This window comes from Seohaeicola saemankumensis (assembly GCF_021021435.1).
In the GTDB taxonomy this organism is placed as follows: domain Bacteria; phylum Pseudomonadota; class Alphaproteobacteria; order Rhodobacterales; family Rhodobacteraceae; genus Seohaeicola.
Window position 1 is genome coordinate 189,978 of record NZ_JAINWI010000012.1, and the last position, 16,278, is coordinate 206,255.

Consider the following 16,278-nt stretch of genomic DNA (forward strand, 5'->3'; position numbering starts at 1 on the left):
CATATGGCTAAGTATGATCCCGACCTGTCCCTTTTGTTCCACGCTCTTGCCGATCCCACGCGGCGCGCGATCCTGACACGGCTTGCCGAAGGCCCTGCTCCGGTGTCTGAACTGGCCAGCCCTACAGGGCTGCGCCTTCCGACCGTAATGCGGCATCTGTCGGTTCTGGAAGAGGCGGGCCTGATCGCAAGCGCCAAGGACGGGCGCGTCCGCACCTGCGCGATTGTACCCGAAGCACTTGTCCCGATGCGGACATGGCTGGACGCGCAGCGCGCCATCTGGGTTGCGAGGCTGGACCGGTTGGATGATTACGTCACGCAAATGAAGAAGGAGCGCAAGCAATGACCTCGGACCTCAACCCGCTCACAGACCTCAGCCTTACTCGCACCTTGGCCGTACCGCGCCAACTGGTCTGGGACTGCTGGACCATGGCCGTCCATATCCCGCATTTTTTTGTGCCAGCCCCGCACAAGGTTACATCCGTCGACATCGACCTGCGCGTCGGTGGACGCTTCAACACGACATTCAATATTGATGGCACCATTGTCGAGAACAAGGGTGTCTATCTGGACGTGCAGCCAACCGAAAAGCTGGTGTTCACCGACAGCTATACCGAAGGCTGGAAACCCGCCGCCGACCCATTCATGACCGCGATCATGCTGTTCGCCGACGCACCAGGTGGCGGAACGATCTATACTGCAATCGCCCGCCACCGCAGCCGCGAAACATGCAAGTCCCACGAGGATATGGGTTTTTTCGATGGTTGGGGCACAGCAGCCACGCAGTTGGAAACCTATGCCAAGGGATTGATGTCGTGACAGACCGCTGCGTGACACTGACCTTTGAACGCAAGGTAAAGGCACCTGTCGCGACCCTGTGGCAGGCATGGACTGCGCCTGTCGCGCGCGCCATATGGGCGCCCCCCGCGCCGGTAGTGACGGTCGTATTTTTGGAGGCCGATACCCGCGTCGGCGGGCGCGAAATCTCTGTTTGCAAGGTCGCGGGATATCCCGATGTCCGCGTCGAAGCCGGCTGGCTGGACCTGGAGGAAAACGCGCGCAGCGTGAATTACGAGATGATCTTCTGCGAAGGCCAAACCCAGTCCGCCGCGTTGGTCACCGCCGATTTCAGCCCTGACGGGGACGGCAGCCAGATCGTGGTAACAGTGCAATTGTCATCCTTGGCCAACGCGATGGCCGAAGGCTACCAGCAGGGTTTCGGTGCGGGACTTGACAGTCTGGTCAGCGTTGCGATGCGGACAATGGTGTTGCGCCGCGTTATTGCCGCCCCCCGTCCCGTGGTGTGGGGCGCTTGGGTCAATCCGCAAACCCTGCCGCAATGGTGGGGGCCGGAGGGGTTCCGTTGTCGGACCGACAGAATCGACCTGCGGACGGGTGGCGAATGGCTGTTCGACATGATCGGTCCCGATGGCACAGCCTTTCCGAACCATCACCGCTATGGCGAGATACGGCCGGAAACGGGCCTGTCCTATACACGACTGGCGGGTGAAAACGGACCCAAACATGCCGACGCCTGGGCTGCGTTCGACGACACCGACGGGGCCACGACAGTTACGCTTGGCATGGTTTTCAGCTCCGAGGCCGAATTCCAGACAGCCAAGAGTTTCGGAGCCGACGCGCTGGGACTGCAGACGCTCGGCAAGCTGGCCGGATTCGTCGGCGCGGTCTGATCGCGCCCGACACAGCAAGACAGGGGAAGACCGTTCCGGCGTTGAACCCCGATCAAAACGGAATGTCGTCCGCCCCTGTGACAAAGCGAGCAACGACTTTCTTGACGCCTGCCTTTTCAAAGTCGATGTCCAGCTTATCGCCTTCGATCCCCACGATCAGGCCATAGCCGAATTTCTGATGGAACACCCGTTCCCCCATCGTATGGGCGCTGACCGCCTGCATGTCGATCACGGTATTGCGCGCCTCGGCAGGCTGGCTGACAGGGCGTTGCGCCGCACGGTTCTGCAAACGCCGCCACCCCGGAGAGTTATAGACATCCGCGCTGGCGACACGCGTTTCAATGCCCGAGCGCGCAGAACCGGAACCGTCTCCGAAACCGCCCATGCCCGCCGCACCATAGCCCCCCCCGTAAAGGCCGGGCGGGGTCAGGACATCGACATGGTCCTCAGGCAGCTCGTCGATGAACCGCGAGGGCAGCGCCGATTGCCACTGCCCGAAGACGCGGCGATTGCCTGCAAAGGAAATGGTGCAGACCTTCTCGGCCCGCGTGATGCCAACATAGGCCAGCCTGCGTTCCTCCTCCAACCCCTTGGTGCCGCTTTCATCCATCGAGCGTTGGGACGGGAACAGCCCGTCCTCCCAGCCCGGCAAAAACACGGCAGGAAATTCAAGGCCCTTGGCGGCATGCAGCGTCATAATGCTGACCTTGGCCCCGTCTTCCGAGGATTCATTGTCCTTGATCAGGCTGACATGCTCCAGAAAACCTTGAAGATTCTCGAACTGTTCCAGTGCCTTGACCAATTCCTTGAGGTTCTCCAGACGCCCCGGTCCCTCTGGTGTCTTGTCCGCCTGCCACATCGCGGTATAGCCGCTTTCGTCCAATATCTGCTCTGCCAGATCCATGTGGCTGATCGCGTCATCACCCACCATCCGCCCCCAGCGGGCGATATCGGTGACCAACTGGCCCAGCGCGGCCGCACCCTTGCCGGTAATTGCTTTTTCCGCCACGGCGATCTGTGCGCCCTGCACCAACGGCACACCATTGTCGCGCGCGATCCGCTGGATCGTCTGTGTCGCCTTGTCGCCAAGCCCGCGTTTGGGCGTATTCATGATCCGCTCGAAAGCCAGATCATCCGCAGGGCTGGTGACCACGCGGAAATAGGCCATCGCGTCCCTGATCTCCATCCGCTCATAGAACCGCGGGCCACCGATCACGCGGTAAGGCAGACCGATGGTCAGGAACCGGTCTTCGAAAGCGCGCATCTGGTGGCTGGCGCGCACCAGAATCGCCATTTCGTCGAGTGAATATTGGCGCATCCCACGCGTGCCGCGTTGCAGCGCCTCGATCTCCTCGCCGATCCAACGGGCCTCTTCCTCGCCGTCCCAATGACCGATCAGGCGGACTTTCTCGCCCTCCTGCGCTTGCGTCCACAATTCCTTGCCCAACCGCCCGCGGTTCTCGGCGATCACACCCGAGGCTGCCGCCAGAATATGCGGGGTCGAGCGGTAATTCTGTTCCAGCTTGACGACGACAGCGCCGGGAAAATCGGTTTCGAACCGCAGAATGTTGCCCACTTCGGCCCCACGCCAACCGTAAATTGACTGATCATCGTCGCCGACGCAACAAATGTTGCGATGCCCGCCCGCCAGAAGACGCAGCCACATATATTGGGCGACGTTGGTATCCTGATACTCGTCCACCAGAATATAACGGAAACGGCTGCGATACAGCTCAAGCACATCGTCATGTGTTTGGAAGATATGGACCATATGCAGCAGCAGATCACCGAAATCGACAGCGTTCAGTTCGCGCAGGCGGGTCTGGTAGGCGGCATAAAGCTCTGTCCCGCGATTGTTATAGGCCCCTGCCTCGGCGGCGGGCACCTTGTCGGGCGTCCAGGCGCGGTTTTTCCAGCCGTCAATGATCCCCGCCAGCATCCGCGCGGGCCAGCGTTTGTCATCCACATTGGTGGCGGCAAGCAATTGTTTCAACAGGCGGATTTGGTCGTCCGTGTCCAGAATCGTGAAATTCGATTTCAGTCCCACCAGTTCGGCATGCCGCCGCAGCAGCTTGACGCAGACCGAATGGAAAGTGCCCAGCCACGGCATCCCCTCGACCTCGCGGCCCAGCATATTGGCGACACGATTTTTCATCTCGCGCGCGGCTTTATTGGTGAATGTCACCGCCAGAATCTGGTCGGGTCGCGCACGGCCCTGCGTCATCAGATGCACGATCCGCGCGGTCAGCGCCTTGGTCTTGCCGGTGCCAGCCCCCGCAAGCATCAGGACAGGACCATCCATCGCCTCGACCGCCGCGCGCTGCGCGGGGTTCAGACCATCCAGATAGGGCGCAACGGGGCGCGCGGCCATCGCACGGGCAGATAGCGGAACAGATGCGGCGGCGGGCATATCGTCAAACTGGCTCATACTGGTGATCCTAGCGCGGCGTGCGGCCATATAAAAGAGAAGTTCTTGTTCTGTTCCAGCGATATTTTCACACCAGGGGTTTTCCCTATCTCCGGATATGGACAAATCACATCCGCATCACACAAATGCGGCGGATGGATCTGTTTCAACGCTACCCCGCCCTTTCCGACCTCAAGGCCAAGGCTCGCCGCCGGATGCCGTGGTTCGTTTTTGAATATCTCGACAGTGCGACGGGTAGCGAATCCGTGCTGCGCCGCAACCGCGACGATCTGGACGCGGTGCAACTGATGCCATCCATCCTGCATGGCGAGTTTGTGCCGGATATGTCGGTCAATCTGTTCGGCAAAGCCCATAAACTGCCCTTCGGCGTCAGCCCTGTCGGTATGTCGGGCCTGTTCTGGCCGGATGCCGAGCGTATCCTTGCGCGCTCGGCCACCAGAGCAGGGCTGCCCTACGGCCTGTCCACCGTCGCCAGCCGCACGCCCGAGGATGTCGGCCCGCATCTGGATGGCAATGGCTGGTTCCAGATCTACCCCCCGCGCGACCCCGAGATCCGCGCCGATATGCTGAAACGTGCCAGCGATGCCGGTTTCAGCGCCTTGGTGCTGACCGTGGATGTGCCCGTCGCCAGCAGGCGCGAACGGCAGACGCGATCCGGCCTGACCTCGCCCCCGCGCCTGACGCCGCGCTTGCTGGCGCAAGTCGCGCGTTGCCCCGCTTGGGCGCTAGGCACGGCGCGTCTGGGCATGCCACGGATGCGCCTGATTGACGGATATGCAGGGCAGTTGACGGGCCTCAGCTCGACAGAACATGCCGGGTATATGCTGCGGACCTCGCCAGATATGAGCTATCTGCAGGCGTTGCGCGATGCCTGGGACGGTCCCTTGATCGTGAAAGGCGTGCTGGATGCGCGCGATGTGCCTGCACTGGAACAGGCAGGCGTGGATGCGATCTGGGTCAGCAACCACGCAGGGCGGCAATTCGACGGTGCGCCCTCGACCGTGTCGATGCTGCCCGCGATCCGCCAGGCCACCAAACTGCCGCTGATCTTCGACAGCGGGATCGAGGGCGGTCTGGACATCCTGCGCGCCATCGCACTGGGCGCGGATTTCGTGATGATGGGCCGCGCTTGGCACTACGCCTTGGGTGCTTTGGGCGAAGCAGGCCCTGCCCATCTGATCGAGATGCTGAAAAAGGATATCGCGTCGAATATGGGACAAATGGGGACTCATCGCCTAAAGGATTTGCCCGCAAGGTTGATCCCCACGTGAGCTTTCCCTGCGCCTGCCTTGTCGCTTTCGGCGCATCCTCAATTCTTGCAAATTGTTACACAGGCGTCATGCCCGCACTTGCGCTGCAGTGCGGCGTGACGCTACGCATAGCTATTCTATAGCGGACCGACCTTTCGGACCGCGACCCTCACAAGGAGTAGGCAATGGCCGAGTTCAGGAAAATCCTCATCGCCAACCGTGGCGAGATCGCCATTCGCGTGATGCGCGCCGCCAACGAGTTGGGCAAGCGCACCGTTGCCGTCTTTGCCGAAGAGGACAAACTCAGCCTGCACCGCTTCAAAGCCGACGAGGCCTATCGCATCGGTGAGGGTCTGGGGCCGGTCGCCGCCTATCTGAGCATTGACGAGATCATCCGCGTAGCCAAGCTGTCGGGGGCCGATGCGATCCATCCCGGCTATGGTCTGCTGTCGGAAAACCCCGATTTCGTGGATGCCTGCGTGGCCAACGGGATTACCTTCATCGGCCCCAAAGCCGAAACCATGCGCGCCCTTGGTGACAAGGCCAGCGCGCGGCGCGTGGCCATCGAAGCCGGTGTGCCGGTCATTCCCGCCACCGAGGTGTTGGGCAACGATATGGACAAGATCCGCGCGCAGGCGGCGGATGTGGGCTATCCACTGATGCTCAAGGCCAGTTGGGGCGGCGGCGGGCGCGGGATGCGCCCTGTCGCCAGCGAGAAGGAACTGGCCGAAAAGGTGATGGAAGGCCGGCGCGAGGCCGAAGCCGCATTCGGCAATGGCGAGGGTTATCTGGAGAAGATGATACTGAAGGCGCGCCATGTCGAGGTGCAGATCCTTGGCGACAGCCACGGCGAGATTTATCACCTGTGGGAACGTGACTGCTCGGTCCAGCGGCGCAATCAGAAAGTGGTAGAACGGGCCCCTGCCCCCTACCTGAGCCAAGCCCAGCGCGAGGAGCTGTGCGAGCTTGGCCGCCGCATCTGCGCCCATGTGAATTATGAATGCGCCGGCACGGTCGAATTCCTGATGGATATGGCGGACGGGAAATTCTACTTCATCGAGGTGAACCCCCGCGTGCAGGTTGAACATACCGTGACCGAGGCGGTCACCGGCATCGACATCGTGCAGGCCCAGATCAAGATCGCCGAAGGCAAGACGCTGGCCGAGGCGACAGGCATCGCCGCGCAATCCGATATACGCCTGCACGGTCACGCGTTGCAGACGCGTATCACCACCGAAGACCCGCAGAACAACTTCATCCCCGATTATGGCCGCATCACCGCCTATCGCGGGGCCACCGGCATGGGCATCCGTCTGGACGGCGGCACGGCCTATTCCGGCGCAGTGATCACGCGCTTTTATGATAGCCTGCTGGAAAAGGTCACCGCTTGGGCGCAGACGCCCGAAGCTGCCATTGCTAGGATGGACCGTGCCTTGCGCGAGTTCCGTATTCGCGGGGTCAGCACCAACATCGCCTTTGTCGAGAACCTGCTGAAACATCCGACCTTTCTGAACAATGAATACCACACCAAGTTCATCGACGAGACACCGGACCTTTTCCAGTTCCACAAGCGCCGCGACCGCGCGACCAAGATCCTGACCTATATCGCGGATATCACCGTGAACGGGCATCCCGAAACCGCAGGCCGCCCCAAACCACCCGCCGAGGCGCGCCAGCCGCGCCCGCCCAAAGCTGAATCTGGCGGGTTGCGCGAAGGCACCAAGACGATGCTGGAACGCCAAGGCCCCAAGGCCGTGGCCGACTGGATGCTGTCGCAGCAACGCCTGCTGCTGACCGACACGACCATGCGCGACGGGCATCAATCCTTGCTGGCGACGCGCATGCGCTCCATCGACATGATCCGCGTCGCTCCTGCCTATGCCGCCAACCTGCCGGAACTCTTCAGCGTCGAATGCTGGGGCGGGGCCACCTTCGATGTGGCTTACCGCTTCTTGCAGGAATGCCCGTGGCAGCGTCTGCGCGATCTGCGCGCCGCCATGCCCAACCTGCTGACGCAGATGCTTCTGCGCGCCTCCAACGGCGTGGGCTACACCAATTATCCCGACAATGTGGTGCAGGAATTCGTGCGGCAGGCGGCGGAAACCGGCGTGGATATCTTCCGCGTGTTCGACAGTCTCAACTGGACCGAGAACATGCGGGTCGCGATGGACGCGGTGCTGGCCGAGGAACGGATCTGCGAGGCAGCGATCTGCTATACCGGCGATATCCTTGACCCCGACCGCGCCAAATACGACCTGAAATACTATGTGGCCATGGCCAAAGAGCTTGAATCGGCAGGCGCACATGTGCTGGGCCTCAAGGATATGGCGGGGCTCTTGAAACCCGCCTCGGCGCGGATACTGGTCAAGGCGCTCAAGGACGAGTTGACCATCCCTGTGCATTTCCACACCCATGACACCAGCGGCATTGCGGCCGCGACCATTCTGGCCGCAGCGGAAGCGGGTGTCGATGCGGTGGATGCAGCGATGGATGCGTTTTCGGGTGCGACATCGCAACCCTGCCTTGGATCTATCGTCGAGGCACTGCGCCACACGCCCCGCGATACCGGCCTTAACATAGAACGCGTGCGGGAAATCTCGGATTACTGGGATCAGGTTCGCGCGCAATATGTGGCCTTTGAATCCGGCCTGCAGGCCCCCGCCTCGGAGGTTTATCTGCACGAGATGCCGGGCGGGCAGTTCACCAACCTCAAGGCACAGGCGCGATCCTTGGGGCTTGAGGAAAGATGGCCCGAAGTGGCGCGCACCTATGCCGATGTGAACAAGATGTTCGGCGATATCGTCAAGGTCACGCCGTCCTCCAAGGTGGTGGGTGATATGGCGCTGATGATGGTCAGTCAGGGCCTGACCCGCGCGCAGGTCGAAGACCCTGCCACCGATGTGGCTTTCCCCGATTCCGTGATCGACATGATGCGCGGCAATCTGGGCCAGCCACCGGGTGGTTTCCCACCCGCGATGGTGGCCAAGGTGTTGAAGGGCGAGAAACCCAATACCAGCCGCCCCGGCGCACATCTGGCCCCCGTCGATCTGGAAGCGACCCGCGCCGATCTGGAAAAGCAGCTTGAGGGCAAGAAAGTCGATAACGAGGATCTGAACGGATATCTAATGTATCCCAAGGTGTTTCTGGACTATATGGGCCGCCACCGGGCCTATGGGCCGGTCCGCACCCTGCCCACGCGCACCTATCTCTACGGGATGGAGGCTGGCGAAGAAATCACCGCAGAGATCGACCCCGGCAAGACGCTGGAAATCCGCCTGCAAGCCGTGGGCGAGACCACGGATGACGGCGAGGTCAAGGTGTTCTTCGAGTTGAACGGCCAGCCCCGCGTGATCCGTGTGCCGAACCGTCTGGTGAAATCGCAAACCGCCGCGCGCCCCAAGGCCGAGGCGGGCAACACCGCCCATATTGGTGCGCCGATGCCCGGTGTGGTGGCCAGCGTGGCCGCAAAGGTCGGGACCAAGGTCAAAGCGGGCGATCTATTGCTGACGATCGAGGCGATGAAAATGGAAACCGGCATCCACGCCGACCACGACGCCACGATCAAGACGGTGCATGTCACACCGGGGGCCGCCATCGACGCCAAGGACCTGCTGGTGGAGTTCGAAGCATGATTCCGCAGATCACAGCACTTTATGCAGGGCTTCTGGGCCTGATCTATCTGGTCATCAGTGGCTGGGTCGTCCGTGTCCGCATGCAGCAAAAGGTGTTTGCGGGCGACAAGGGCGATCCTGTCATGGCCAATGCCATCAGGGTCCATGCCAATTTCGCGGAATATGTGCCCATCTGCTTGTTCCTGATCCTGCTGGCCGAGATGCAGGGCGCGCCTTCCTTGGCATTGCATCTGCTTGGTGTGGCGCTGCTGGTGTCGCGTGTGATGCATGCGCTTGGCATGGCGACCCTGCCTCATAAATCACCGCTGCGTGGCGGCGGCGCGCTGCTGACCTTTCTGGTATTGTTTTTTGGCGCGGCCGCCAATATCGGCCATGCCTTGTTCTGAAGGTTGCGTCGGGCGAAGGGCAAAGTTTTTTGCGACAAGCCGCAATTTTCCTCTTGCGGGCGGCGCGCAGAATTAATAGATCACGCCTCACCCAAGGAAGCGGGCGTAGCTCAGGGGTAGAGCATAACCTTGCCAAGGTTAGGGTCGGGCGTTCGAATCGCCTCGCCCGCTCCAAATATCAAAAAAGCCGGTCCTCGTGGCCGGCTTTTTTGATATTTGGATTGGTGTGACTAGCTTGACCTAAAAGAATAAGCTGCCACCCCGCGCGCAATCAAGGCGCACAGCACAAGTGCGGTGCCTGCCACTCCTTAGTTCTGGACCGCCACGATCAAGCCCCCCCCCTCAGAACGCCTTGAAGGTCAGCGTGGTCAGTGACCGCTCGATCCCCGGAATGTCCAGCAAGACGTCATTGATGTATTTGCCCACATCCTGCCGCTCGGGAATATAGAGCTTCATCAGCAGATCATATTCGCCGCTGGTAGAATGCAGCTCGGAATGGATCTCGCGCAGGGCGATCTCTTCGGCCACCTGATAGGTCTTGCCGGGGGTGCAGCGCAGCTGGATGAAAACACAGGTGGTCATGGTGTCTCTTTCTTGATCTATACAGCTCCAAGCTGGCACAGGCCGGTCACGCGGACAATGGCCGAATGGACACGTTGCGCCCCGTTGCGCCCTGTCGCGTGCCTGTGCCCCTTTCCCCGCCTGCCCCTTGCGCCTATAAGCGCGGCAACACAGGAACCGGAGCCTTCCCCATGCGGACAGCCACCATCACGCGCAAGACCGCCGAGACCGATATCACCGTGCAGATTGATCTGGACGGGTCGGGCGCATATGACAACCGGACCGGCGTGGGTTTTTTCGACCACATGCTGGACCAGTTGTCGCGCCACGCGCTGATCGACATGACCATCCGCGCGGCAGGTGATCTGCATATCGACGATCACCACACGGTCGAGGATGTGGGGATAGCGCTCGGTCAGGCGCTGACGCAGGCGCTGGGCGACAAGCGCGGTATCCGCCGTTATGGATCATGCCACCTGCCGATGGATGACGCGCAAGTGCGTGCGGCGCTCGATCTGTCGGGGCGGCCCTTCCTTGTCTGGAACGTCGATCTGCCCACCGCAAAGATCGGCACATTCGACACCGAACTGGTGCGCGAATTCTTTCAGGCCTTCGCCACGCACGGCGGCATCACCCTGCATGTCGACAAGTTGCACGGCTTCAACAGCCACCACATCGTGGAAGCCGCGTTCAAAGCCGTGGCCCGCGCCCTGCGCGCGGCGGTCGAGGCCGATCCGCGCCGCACTGACGCCATCCCATCGACCAAGGGAACGCTGTAAGCGCCATGCAGACTGTCATTGTTGATTACGAAAGCGGAAACCTGCATTCCGCCGAGAAAGCCTTTCAGCGCATGGCCGCAGAGGTCGGGGCAGGAACAGTCACCGTCACCTCGGACCCCGAAGTGGTGCGTGGTGCCGACAGGATCGTGCTGCCCGGTGACGGGGCCTTCCCCGCCTGCCGGAAAGAGCTGTTCGACCACCGTGGTCTGTTCGAGGCGATGGAAGAGGCCGTGATCACCACAGCCCGTCCCTTTCTGGGTATCTGCATCGGGATGCAGATGCTGGCGACACGCGGGCTGGAATATACCCCCACCCCCGGTTTTGACTGGATAGGGGGCGAGGTAGCACGGATCACGCCTGCCGATCCTGCGCTGAAAGTACCGCATATGGGCTGGAACGATCTCGTGATCGACCAGCCTCACCCCGTCTTCGATGGTGTCACAACCGGCGATCACGCCTATTTCGTGCATAGCTACCACATGCGCCTGACAAACCCAGCGCATCTGCTGGCCCATGTCGATTACGCAGGCCCGATTACAGCCATCGTGGGGCGCGACAATATGTTGGGGATGCAGTTCCATCCCGAGAAAAGCCAGAAAACCGGCTTGCGGCTGATTGCCAACTTCCTGCGCTGGCGGCCCTGATAGGGACCACCAGCGACTGGAGTGCTATTTCACGCGGCTCCAGTTTCCGCCTTCGCGGCAAATTCCCATCACGCAACCGCTGACTTTCAGCGTATTGCCCGACAGTTCCAGCCTGGAATTATAGGTCTTGTTGCGATCAGGGGCCCAGACCTTGCCCTTATAGGCGCCACCACCGGCACTCACGGTTTCCGAGATGATCATCTTGCCGTTATTCGCGCTGGCGATCTCTGTGCCCGCGCCGTCAAACGACTTGACCAGCGTGCCGCAAATCTGCTGACCGCATGGCGCGACCTGTATCAGGCCGGTATTGCCGTTGTCATCGGGTGCCGTGCGCCATGTGCCCAGAAGCGGCTCGGCCATTGCGCCGCCCGCTGCCATGATCATACCCACCACTAATAGTCCTGTCTTGCGCATGCCATCATCCTCCCTGATGCCTGTTCGGACCTTGCCGCGCGTCGTGGCACCGATCAAGCATAACGTAAGGCCACCCATGCGGCCTGCGTTGCATTTTCCCGCAGCCCGTGGTCAAAAGCCGGCAATCTCCGATAAAACAGGTGCACCCATGATCCTCTACCCCGCCATCGACCTGAAAGACGGCAAGGCCGTGCGCCTCTATAAGGGCGAAATGGCGCAGGCCACGGTCTTCAATGATGACCCCGCCGCACAGGCGATGGAATTCGTGAACGCAGGCTGCGAATGGCTGCATCTGGTGGACCTGAACGGCGCTTTCGCGGGCGAGCCGGTCAATGCCGCCCCCGTCGAGGCGATTCTGGCGCAAACGAAAGTGCCCGCACAACTGGGCGGTGGCATCCGCGACATGGCCACGATCGAGCGCTGGCTGTCAAAGGGGCTGGCCCGCGTGATCCTTGGCACTGTCGCTGTGGAAAATCCCGCGCTGGTACGCGAGGCGGCCCGCGCCTTTCCCGGACAAGTCGCTGTCGGTATTGATGCCCGCGATGGCCGTGTCGCCACCAAGGGCTGGGCGACCGAGACCGATGTGATGGTGACCGATCTGGCCCGCAGTTTTGAGGACGCAGGCGTCGCTGCGATCATCTATACCGACATCAATCGCGACGGCGCGATGCAGGGTCCGAATATCGACGCCACCGCGGCGCTGGCCCATGCCGTCAGCATCCCCGTTATTGCCTCGGGCGGTGTGTCATCGCTGGCAGACCTGATCGCGCTGCGCGATTGCGGGGCAGCCCTCAACGGCGCGATTTCGGGTCGCGCGCTTTACGACGGGGCGCTGGATCTGGGTGAGGCGCTGGCCGCGCTGAAAGCCTGACGGATCGGGCCGGTCTTGACGCTCATCTTCCTGATGGTCTTCGTCACGGTTCCGGTTCTAGTCTGGCGTTACTTTCGCGCCCGCCGCGTGGCGATTATCATCATTGCCTTATGGCTTGGCCCGGTGCTTTTTCTGCTGGGCTTCGACCTTGGAATGTCGGGCTGCGCCAACCTGCCATATACCTCTGTCGGCGGTTACCTCGATTGTCCTACAAGGGCGCATGAGGCCATCTATGCTGTCTTCGGCCCGCTGGCCTCGGTTCTGGTGGTGCTCCTGCTTTCGCACGGGTTGACAAGCCTCGCTCTGTTCCTGCTGCCGCTGGTCGCCGGTCTTGCGCTGGAACTGGTCCTGCGTCGCACCGGTAGATAGCCGCGCCGTTGCATAGCCTGCCCACCCAGAGTAAACGCAAGGCGTTCCCGTGCAAAAAGGCCCGACCCACATGCTCAAAGCCCGCATCATCCCCTGTCTCGATGTCGCCGATGGCCGCGTGGTCAAGGGTGTGAACTTTGTGGATTTGCGCGATGCGGGCGATCCGGTCGATGCGGCGCGCGCCTATGATGCCGCTGGCGCTGACGAACTGTGTTTTCTCGATATCCACGCCACGCATGAAAACCGCGGCACCATGTTCGATGTGGTGCGCCGCACAGCCGAACAGTGCTATATTCCGCTGACCGTAGGCGGCGGTGTCCGCACCCCCGCAGATGTACGCGCGCTGCTGCTGGCAGGGGCCGACAAGGTCAGCTTCAACTCGGCCGCCGTTGCCAACCCCGATGTGGTGGCGCAGGCCGCAGACCAGTTCGGCAGCCAATGCATCGTCGTGGCCATCGACGCCAAAACCGTATCGCCGGGTAAATGGGAGATTTTTACCCATGGCGGGCGGCAGGCCACGGGAATCGACGCCGTGGAATTCGCGCGTCTGGTTGCGGCCAAAGGCGCGGGCGAGATCCTGCTGACCTCGATGGACCGCGACGGCACGAAGCAGGGCTTCAACCTGCCGCTGACCCGCGCCATAGCGGATGCGGTGGATATTCCCGTCATCGCCTCGGGCGGCGTCGGCAATCTGGATCATCTGGTCGAAGGCATCACCAAGGGCGGTGCCTCGGCGGTGCTGGCGGCCTCGATCTTCCATTTCGGCGACTATACAATCTCAGAGGCCAAGGCCCATATGGCTGCCGCAGGTATCCCCATGAGGATGGACGCATGACACTTGACGACCTAGCCACCCTGATCGCTGCCCGCGCCACAGCGGACCCCGAGTCAAGCTGGACCGCGAAACTGCTGTCCGAAGGCCCTGAAAAATGCGCCGAGAAATTCGGCGAGGAAGCTGTCGAAGCCATTATCGAGGCGGTCAAGGGCGACCGTGCCGCGCTGACCTCGGAAGCCGCCGACGTGCTGTTCCACCTGCTTGTCATGCTGCAATCGCGCGATGTGGCCCTATCCGATGTGATGGCCGAGCTTGCGCGCCGTCAGGGCACTTCCGGCATCGCGGAAAAAGCGGCCCGCAAAGGCTAGGCCGCACGCAGTTTCTTCTTGCCCCAAATATCCAAACGCCACGCGTTCCGCCGGATCACAGCTTGCTGGAGATCACGCCCGTCGCAAAGCCGCCCATCCGCAACTCACCGAACAGGCGCTGGTACTCGATCTTGGGGCAGCGGTTCATCACCACATCCACTCCGCGCGCCTGCGCCAGCGCCGCAGCCTCGTCATTCACCACACCGATCTGCATCCAGATCGTCTGCAGCTTGGGAAACAACTCCAGCGCCTCTTGCACAATCGGCAGCACATGTTCAGAGCGGCGGAAGATATCGACCAAATCCACCCCGCCCTCGATCTCGGACAGATGCCCCCTGACCTTCTGCCCGAACAGCATCTCGCCCGCGTGACCCGGATTGACAGGAATAACCTGAAACCCCTTCAGCGACAGATAGCGCGCCACATAATAGCTGGGTCGCACAGGGTTCATCGACACGCCCACCACCGCGATACGGCGCGTGCGTTTCAGAATGTCCTTGAGGAACGCGTCGGAATAGGTCTGGCTCATCCGCTCACCTTAACCACTGACCCGCCTGCCGAGAAGCCTGGCAGCGACATATCGGATAAAAAAGCGCCCAAGGAAACCTTGGGCGCCAGTCACGGAACGAGGGACAGTGAAGAAAGCGCGTATGTTCCGATAGCGCACCTTCCATACTGAAATGGGAAGCATGACCAAATAATGAAGATCCAGTAATAAACATGTGATCACAGCGCGATCTGGACCGGTCCGCCTAAGGATCAATCAAAGACATCCTCAACGATGTCCCAGATTTCCGAGGCGATCCAGCGTGCCTTGCTTTTGCGCTTCTTGGCCTTGCTCTGCGCGGGCCGTGCATCGGCGCGCGACCAGTCGATGTTCACGGCGACAGGGCGATTGCGCGGCCCACCCCGTTCGGGTTGCGGGGTCACCACAGGATGGTCGCGTACCGCCTCGGACCGCAGCATCTTCATGTTGTGAAGCGGCGCACCGCAACTGGCACAAGACAGCTCGTGTCGCTCCTTGCCCCGCAACACCAATGCTGCCCGCGTCCCGCAATAGCAGCAGGTGGCCACTTTCGTCCCGTAAGTCATCCTGCGTCCTTCAATGTTCCATAGACGCATATAGGGCGACAGCCGCCGCATTGGAGACATTGAGCGATCCGAAATCTCCCGCGAAGGCGATTTTGACCAGATGGTCGCAGGTGGTTTGCGTTTTTTCGCGCAGTCCCGGCCCCTCGGCCCCCAGCACAAGTGCGACAGGCCGGTCGCGCCTTCCCTCCAGCGCCTGTTCGATAGTCTGCGTGCCGGTACCGTCGAGGCCCAGCAGGATGTAACCCATCGCGCGCAGTTCCTCCATCGTTTCGGCCAGATTCCTGACCCGCAGATAGGGCTGACGCTCCAGCGCGCCGCTGGCAGTTTTGGCCAGCGCACCGGTTTCAGGGGCCGAGTGATGGCGCGTGCCGATCACCGCACAAGCACCGAACACCTCGGCCGAGCGCAGGATCGCCCCCACATTATGCGGATCGGTCACACGGTCCAGCAAGATCACGCGCGGCACCCGCCCCGGCACGCCCGCGCAGATATCCGCGACACGCCCCCAATCCAGCGGCTTGGCCTCCAATGCCGCCCCCTGATGCACGGATTGCGGGTCAATCGGCACCGAAAACCGGCGCGGGTCCACCAGTTCAGGCTCCATCCCGCTTGATGCAATCGCTTCGGCCAGCTTGTCATGGGCATTCTTGGTTACGACCAGACGCAACTTCTTGCGCGCGGGATTCAACAACGCATCGCGCACCGCATGCAGCCCGAACAGCCACACGGTTTCATTGACATCGGCCTTGCGAGCCTGTTCTTTTTCAACGACCCATTTGGGTTTTTTCATAGTCTCCGGCCCCCATATGGTCCGCGCCCAACGCGCCGCTGCCGTTCATGCGCTCTGGGCCGCGCGGCTGCAAGGTTTTTCCTGTTGACGTCCCCTTGGTGGGGCATTAATCAGCGCCTCACGCGGCGGGCAACCGGCGCAGTGGGCGACAGGCCGCAAGGTGTGGCAGGGGACTGTAACTCCCTCGCGGAGACGCACGCCTGGTTCGATTCCAGGGTCGCCCACCATT

18 protein-coding genes and 2 tRNA genes are annotated in these 16,278 nt (G+C 61.6%); 14 read left to right on the forward strand and 6 right to left on the reverse strand.

Annotated elements, in window-relative coordinates:
• Window positions 1–3: 3 nt before the first annotated feature.
• From K7H22_RS10775 to K7H22_RS10785, 3 genes are read left to right on the forward strand one after another with little or no spacing between them, the layout of a single operon-like run.
• On the forward strand, window positions 4–345 hold the full coding sequence (locus tag K7H22_RS10775) for an ArsR/SmtB family transcription factor (RefSeq protein WP_230800820.1): 342 nt from the start codon (window positions 4–6) through the stop codon (window positions 343–345).
• On the forward strand, window positions 342–818 hold the full coding sequence (locus tag K7H22_RS10780) for an SRPBCC family protein (protein ID WP_230800821.1): 477 nt from the start codon (window positions 342–344) through the stop codon (window positions 816–818). Before K7H22_RS10775 ends, K7H22_RS10780 begins: the two co-directional genes overlap by 4 nt.
• Window positions 815–1,690 (forward strand): SRPBCC domain-containing protein, encoded by an 876-nt coding sequence (locus tag K7H22_RS10785; RefSeq protein ID WP_230800822.1) that lies wholly within the window; start codon window positions 815–817, stop codon window positions 1,688–1,690. Before K7H22_RS10780 ends, K7H22_RS10785 begins: the two co-directional genes overlap by 4 nt.
• Window positions 1,691–1,742: 52 nt before the next feature.
• Here the strand turns inward: K7H22_RS10785 and K7H22_RS10790 are convergent, their stop codons facing one another.
• Window positions 1,743–4,118 carry an ATP-dependent helicase gene (locus tag K7H22_RS10790; RefSeq protein WP_230800823.1) on the reverse strand — a complete coding sequence of 792 codons (2,376 nt, stop codon included), beginning with the start codon at window positions 4,116–4,118 and terminating at the stop codon, window positions 1,743–1,745.
• Between the two features lie 134 nt (window positions 4,119–4,252).
• Between K7H22_RS10790 and K7H22_RS10795 the strand changes: the two genes are divergently transcribed.
• From K7H22_RS10795 to K7H22_RS10810, 4 genes are all read left to right on the forward strand, one after another.
• Entirely contained in the window at window positions 4,253–5,389 is a 1,137-nt protein-coding gene (locus K7H22_RS10795; RefSeq protein WP_230800824.1) for an alpha-hydroxy acid oxidase, read from the forward strand.
• Between the two features lie 164 nt (window positions 5,390–5,553).
• A complete protein-coding gene (locus K7H22_RS10800; protein ID WP_230800825.1) occupies window positions 5,554–9,000 on the forward strand; it encodes a pyruvate carboxylase in 3,447 nt (1,148 codons plus the stop codon).
• Entirely contained in the window at window positions 8,997–9,386 is a 390-nt protein-coding gene (locus K7H22_RS10805; RefSeq protein ID WP_230800826.1) for an MAPEG family protein, read from the forward strand. The genes K7H22_RS10800 and K7H22_RS10805 overlap by 4 nt, the downstream gene beginning before the upstream one ends.
• A 99-nt stretch (window positions 9,387–9,485) precedes the next feature.
• Window positions 9,486–9,560, forward strand: a tRNA-Gly gene (locus K7H22_RS10810).
• 168 nt (window positions 9,561–9,728) lie between these two features.
• On the opposite strand, the gene K7H22_RS10815 is transcribed toward K7H22_RS10810, so the two are convergent.
• Window positions 9,729–9,968 (reverse strand): Lrp/AsnC family transcriptional regulator, encoded by a 240-nt coding sequence (locus K7H22_RS10815; protein WP_230800827.1) that lies wholly within the window; start codon window positions 9,966–9,968, stop codon window positions 9,729–9,731.
• Window positions 9,969–10,138: 170 nt separating this feature from the next.
• Between K7H22_RS10815 and hisB the strand changes: the two genes are divergently transcribed.
• Together hisB and hisH are read left to right on the forward strand one after the other, a co-directional pair.
• Window positions 10,139–10,726 carry an imidazoleglycerol-phosphate dehydratase HisB gene (hisB, locus tag K7H22_RS10820; RefSeq protein ID WP_230800828.1) on the forward strand — a complete coding sequence of 196 codons (588 nt, stop codon included), beginning with the start codon at window positions 10,139–10,141 and terminating at the stop codon, window positions 10,724–10,726.
• 5 nt (window positions 10,727–10,731) lie between these two features.
• A complete protein-coding gene (gene hisH, locus K7H22_RS10825; protein WP_230800829.1) occupies window positions 10,732–11,370 on the forward strand; it encodes an imidazole glycerol phosphate synthase subunit HisH in 639 nt (212 codons plus the stop codon).
• A gap of 24 nt (window positions 11,371–11,394) precedes the next feature.
• Here the strand turns inward: hisH and K7H22_RS10830 are convergent, their stop codons facing one another.
• A complete protein-coding gene (locus K7H22_RS10830; protein ID WP_230800830.1) occupies window positions 11,395–11,784 on the reverse strand; it encodes a DUF2147 domain-containing protein in 390 nt (129 codons plus the stop codon).
• A gap of 148 nt (window positions 11,785–11,932) precedes the next feature.
• Here K7H22_RS10830 and hisA point away from each other — a divergent pair, with 148 nt between their 5' ends.
• The 4 genes from hisA (at window position 11,933) to K7H22_RS10850 (ending at window position 14,167) form a co-directional block, all read left to right on the forward strand.
• On the forward strand, window positions 11,933–12,655 hold the full coding sequence (gene hisA / locus K7H22_RS10835; RefSeq protein ID WP_230800831.1) for a 1-(5-phosphoribosyl)-5-[(5-phosphoribosylamino)methylideneamino]imidazole-4-carboxamide isomerase: 723 nt from the start codon (window positions 11,933–11,935) through the stop codon (window positions 12,653–12,655).
• 15 nt (window positions 12,656–12,670) lie between these two features.
• Window positions 12,671–13,024, forward strand: coding sequence for a hypothetical protein (locus tag K7H22_RS10840; RefSeq protein WP_230800832.1), 354 nt, complete (start codon window positions 12,671–12,673; stop codon window positions 13,022–13,024).
• Between the two features lie 70 nt (window positions 13,025–13,094).
• Window positions 13,095–13,859: an imidazole glycerol phosphate synthase subunit HisF gene (hisF, locus tag K7H22_RS10845; protein WP_230800833.1), complete on the forward strand. Its 765-nt coding sequence runs from the start codon at window positions 13,095–13,097 to the stop codon at window positions 13,857–13,859.
• Window positions 13,856–14,167: a phosphoribosyl-ATP diphosphatase gene (locus tag K7H22_RS10850; RefSeq protein WP_230800834.1), complete on the forward strand. Its 312-nt coding sequence runs from the start codon at window positions 13,856–13,858 to the stop codon at window positions 14,165–14,167. Before hisF ends, K7H22_RS10850 begins: the two co-directional genes overlap by 4 nt.
• Window positions 14,168–14,222: 55 nt before the next feature.
• Here the strand turns inward: K7H22_RS10850 and K7H22_RS10855 are convergent, their stop codons facing one another.
• The 3 genes from K7H22_RS10855 to rlmB all read right to left on the reverse strand — a co-directional run bounded on the left by K7H22_RS10855 (window position 14,223) and on the right by rlmB (window position 16,049).
• A complete protein-coding gene (locus K7H22_RS10855) occupies window positions 14,223–14,696 on the reverse strand; it encodes a CoA-binding protein (protein WP_230800835.1) in 474 nt (157 codons plus the stop codon).
• Window positions 14,697–14,926: 230 nt separating this feature from the next.
• The gene (locus K7H22_RS10860) at window positions 14,927–15,259 is read right to left on the reverse strand and encodes a hypothetical protein (RefSeq protein ID WP_230800836.1); all 333 of its coding nucleotides are present in this window, start codon (window positions 15,257–15,259) and stop codon (window positions 14,927–14,929) included.
• A 10-nt stretch (window positions 15,260–15,269) separates the two neighbouring features.
• On the reverse strand, window positions 15,270–16,049 hold the full coding sequence (rlmB, locus tag K7H22_RS10865; protein ID WP_230800837.1) for a 23S rRNA (guanosine(2251)-2'-O)-methyltransferase RlmB: 780 nt from the start codon (window positions 16,047–16,049) through the stop codon (window positions 15,270–15,272).
• 143 nt (window positions 16,050–16,192) lie between these two features.
• Between rlmB and K7H22_RS10870 the strand changes: the two genes are divergently transcribed.
• A tRNA-Tyr gene (locus K7H22_RS10870) sits at window positions 16,193–16,276 on the forward strand.
• Window positions 16,277–16,278 lie beyond the last annotated feature (2 nt).

Bases quoted from the DNA above. Each gene is read 5' to 3' on its own strand.
- K7H22_RS10815 (WP_230800827.1), bottom strand. From the start codon at position 9,968: ATGACCACCTGTGTTTTCATCCAGCTGCGCTGCACCCCCGGCAAGACC.
- K7H22_RS10800 (WP_230800825.1), top strand. From the start codon at position 5,554: ATGGCCGAGTTCAGGAAAATCCTCATCGCCAACCGTGGCGAGATCGCC.
- K7H22_RS10850 (WP_230800834.1), top strand. From the start codon at position 13,856: ATGACACTTGACGACCTAGCCACCCTGATCGCTGCCCGCGCCACAGCG.
- K7H22_RS10855 (WP_230800835.1), bottom strand. From the start codon at position 14,696: ATGAGCCAGACCTATTCCGACGCGTTCCTCAAGGACATTCTGAAACGC.
- hisB (WP_230800828.1), top strand. From the start codon at position 10,139: ATGCGGACAGCCACCATCACGCGCAAGACCGCCGAGACCGATATCACC.
- K7H22_RS10780 (WP_230800821.1), top strand. From the start codon at position 342: ATGACCTCGGACCTCAACCCGCTCACAGACCTCAGCCTTACTCGCACC.
- K7H22_RS10830 (WP_230800830.1), bottom strand. From the start codon at position 11,784: ATGCGCAAGACAGGACTATTAGTGGTGGGTATGATCATGGCAGCGGGC.
- K7H22_RS10775 (WP_230800820.1), top strand. From the start codon at position 4: ATGGCTAAGTATGATCCCGACCTGTCCCTTTTGTTCCACGCTCTTGCC.
- K7H22_RS10860 (WP_230800836.1), bottom strand. From the start codon at position 15,259: ATGACTTACGGGACGAAAGTGGCCACCTGCTGCTATTGCGGGACGCGG.
- hisH (WP_230800829.1), top strand. From the start codon at position 10,732: ATGCAGACTGTCATTGTTGATTACGAAAGCGGAAACCTGCATTCCGCC.
- K7H22_RS10805 (WP_230800826.1), top strand. From the start codon at position 8,997: ATGATTCCGCAGATCACAGCACTTTATGCAGGGCTTCTGGGCCTGATC.
- hisF (WP_230800833.1), top strand. From the start codon at position 13,095: ATGCTCAAAGCCCGCATCATCCCCTGTCTCGATGTCGCCGATGGCCGC.
- hisA (WP_230800831.1), top strand. From the start codon at position 11,933: ATGATCCTCTACCCCGCCATCGACCTGAAAGACGGCAAGGCCGTGCGC.
- K7H22_RS10795 (WP_230800824.1), top strand. From the start codon at position 4,253: ATGGATCTGTTTCAACGCTACCCCGCCCTTTCCGACCTCAAGGCCAAG.
- rlmB (WP_230800837.1), bottom strand. From the start codon at position 16,049: ATGAAAAAACCCAAATGGGTCGTTGAAAAAGAACAGGCTCGCAAGGCC.
- K7H22_RS10790 (WP_230800823.1), bottom strand. From the start codon at position 4,118: ATGAGCCAGTTTGACGATATGCCCGCCGCCGCATCTGTTCCGCTATCT.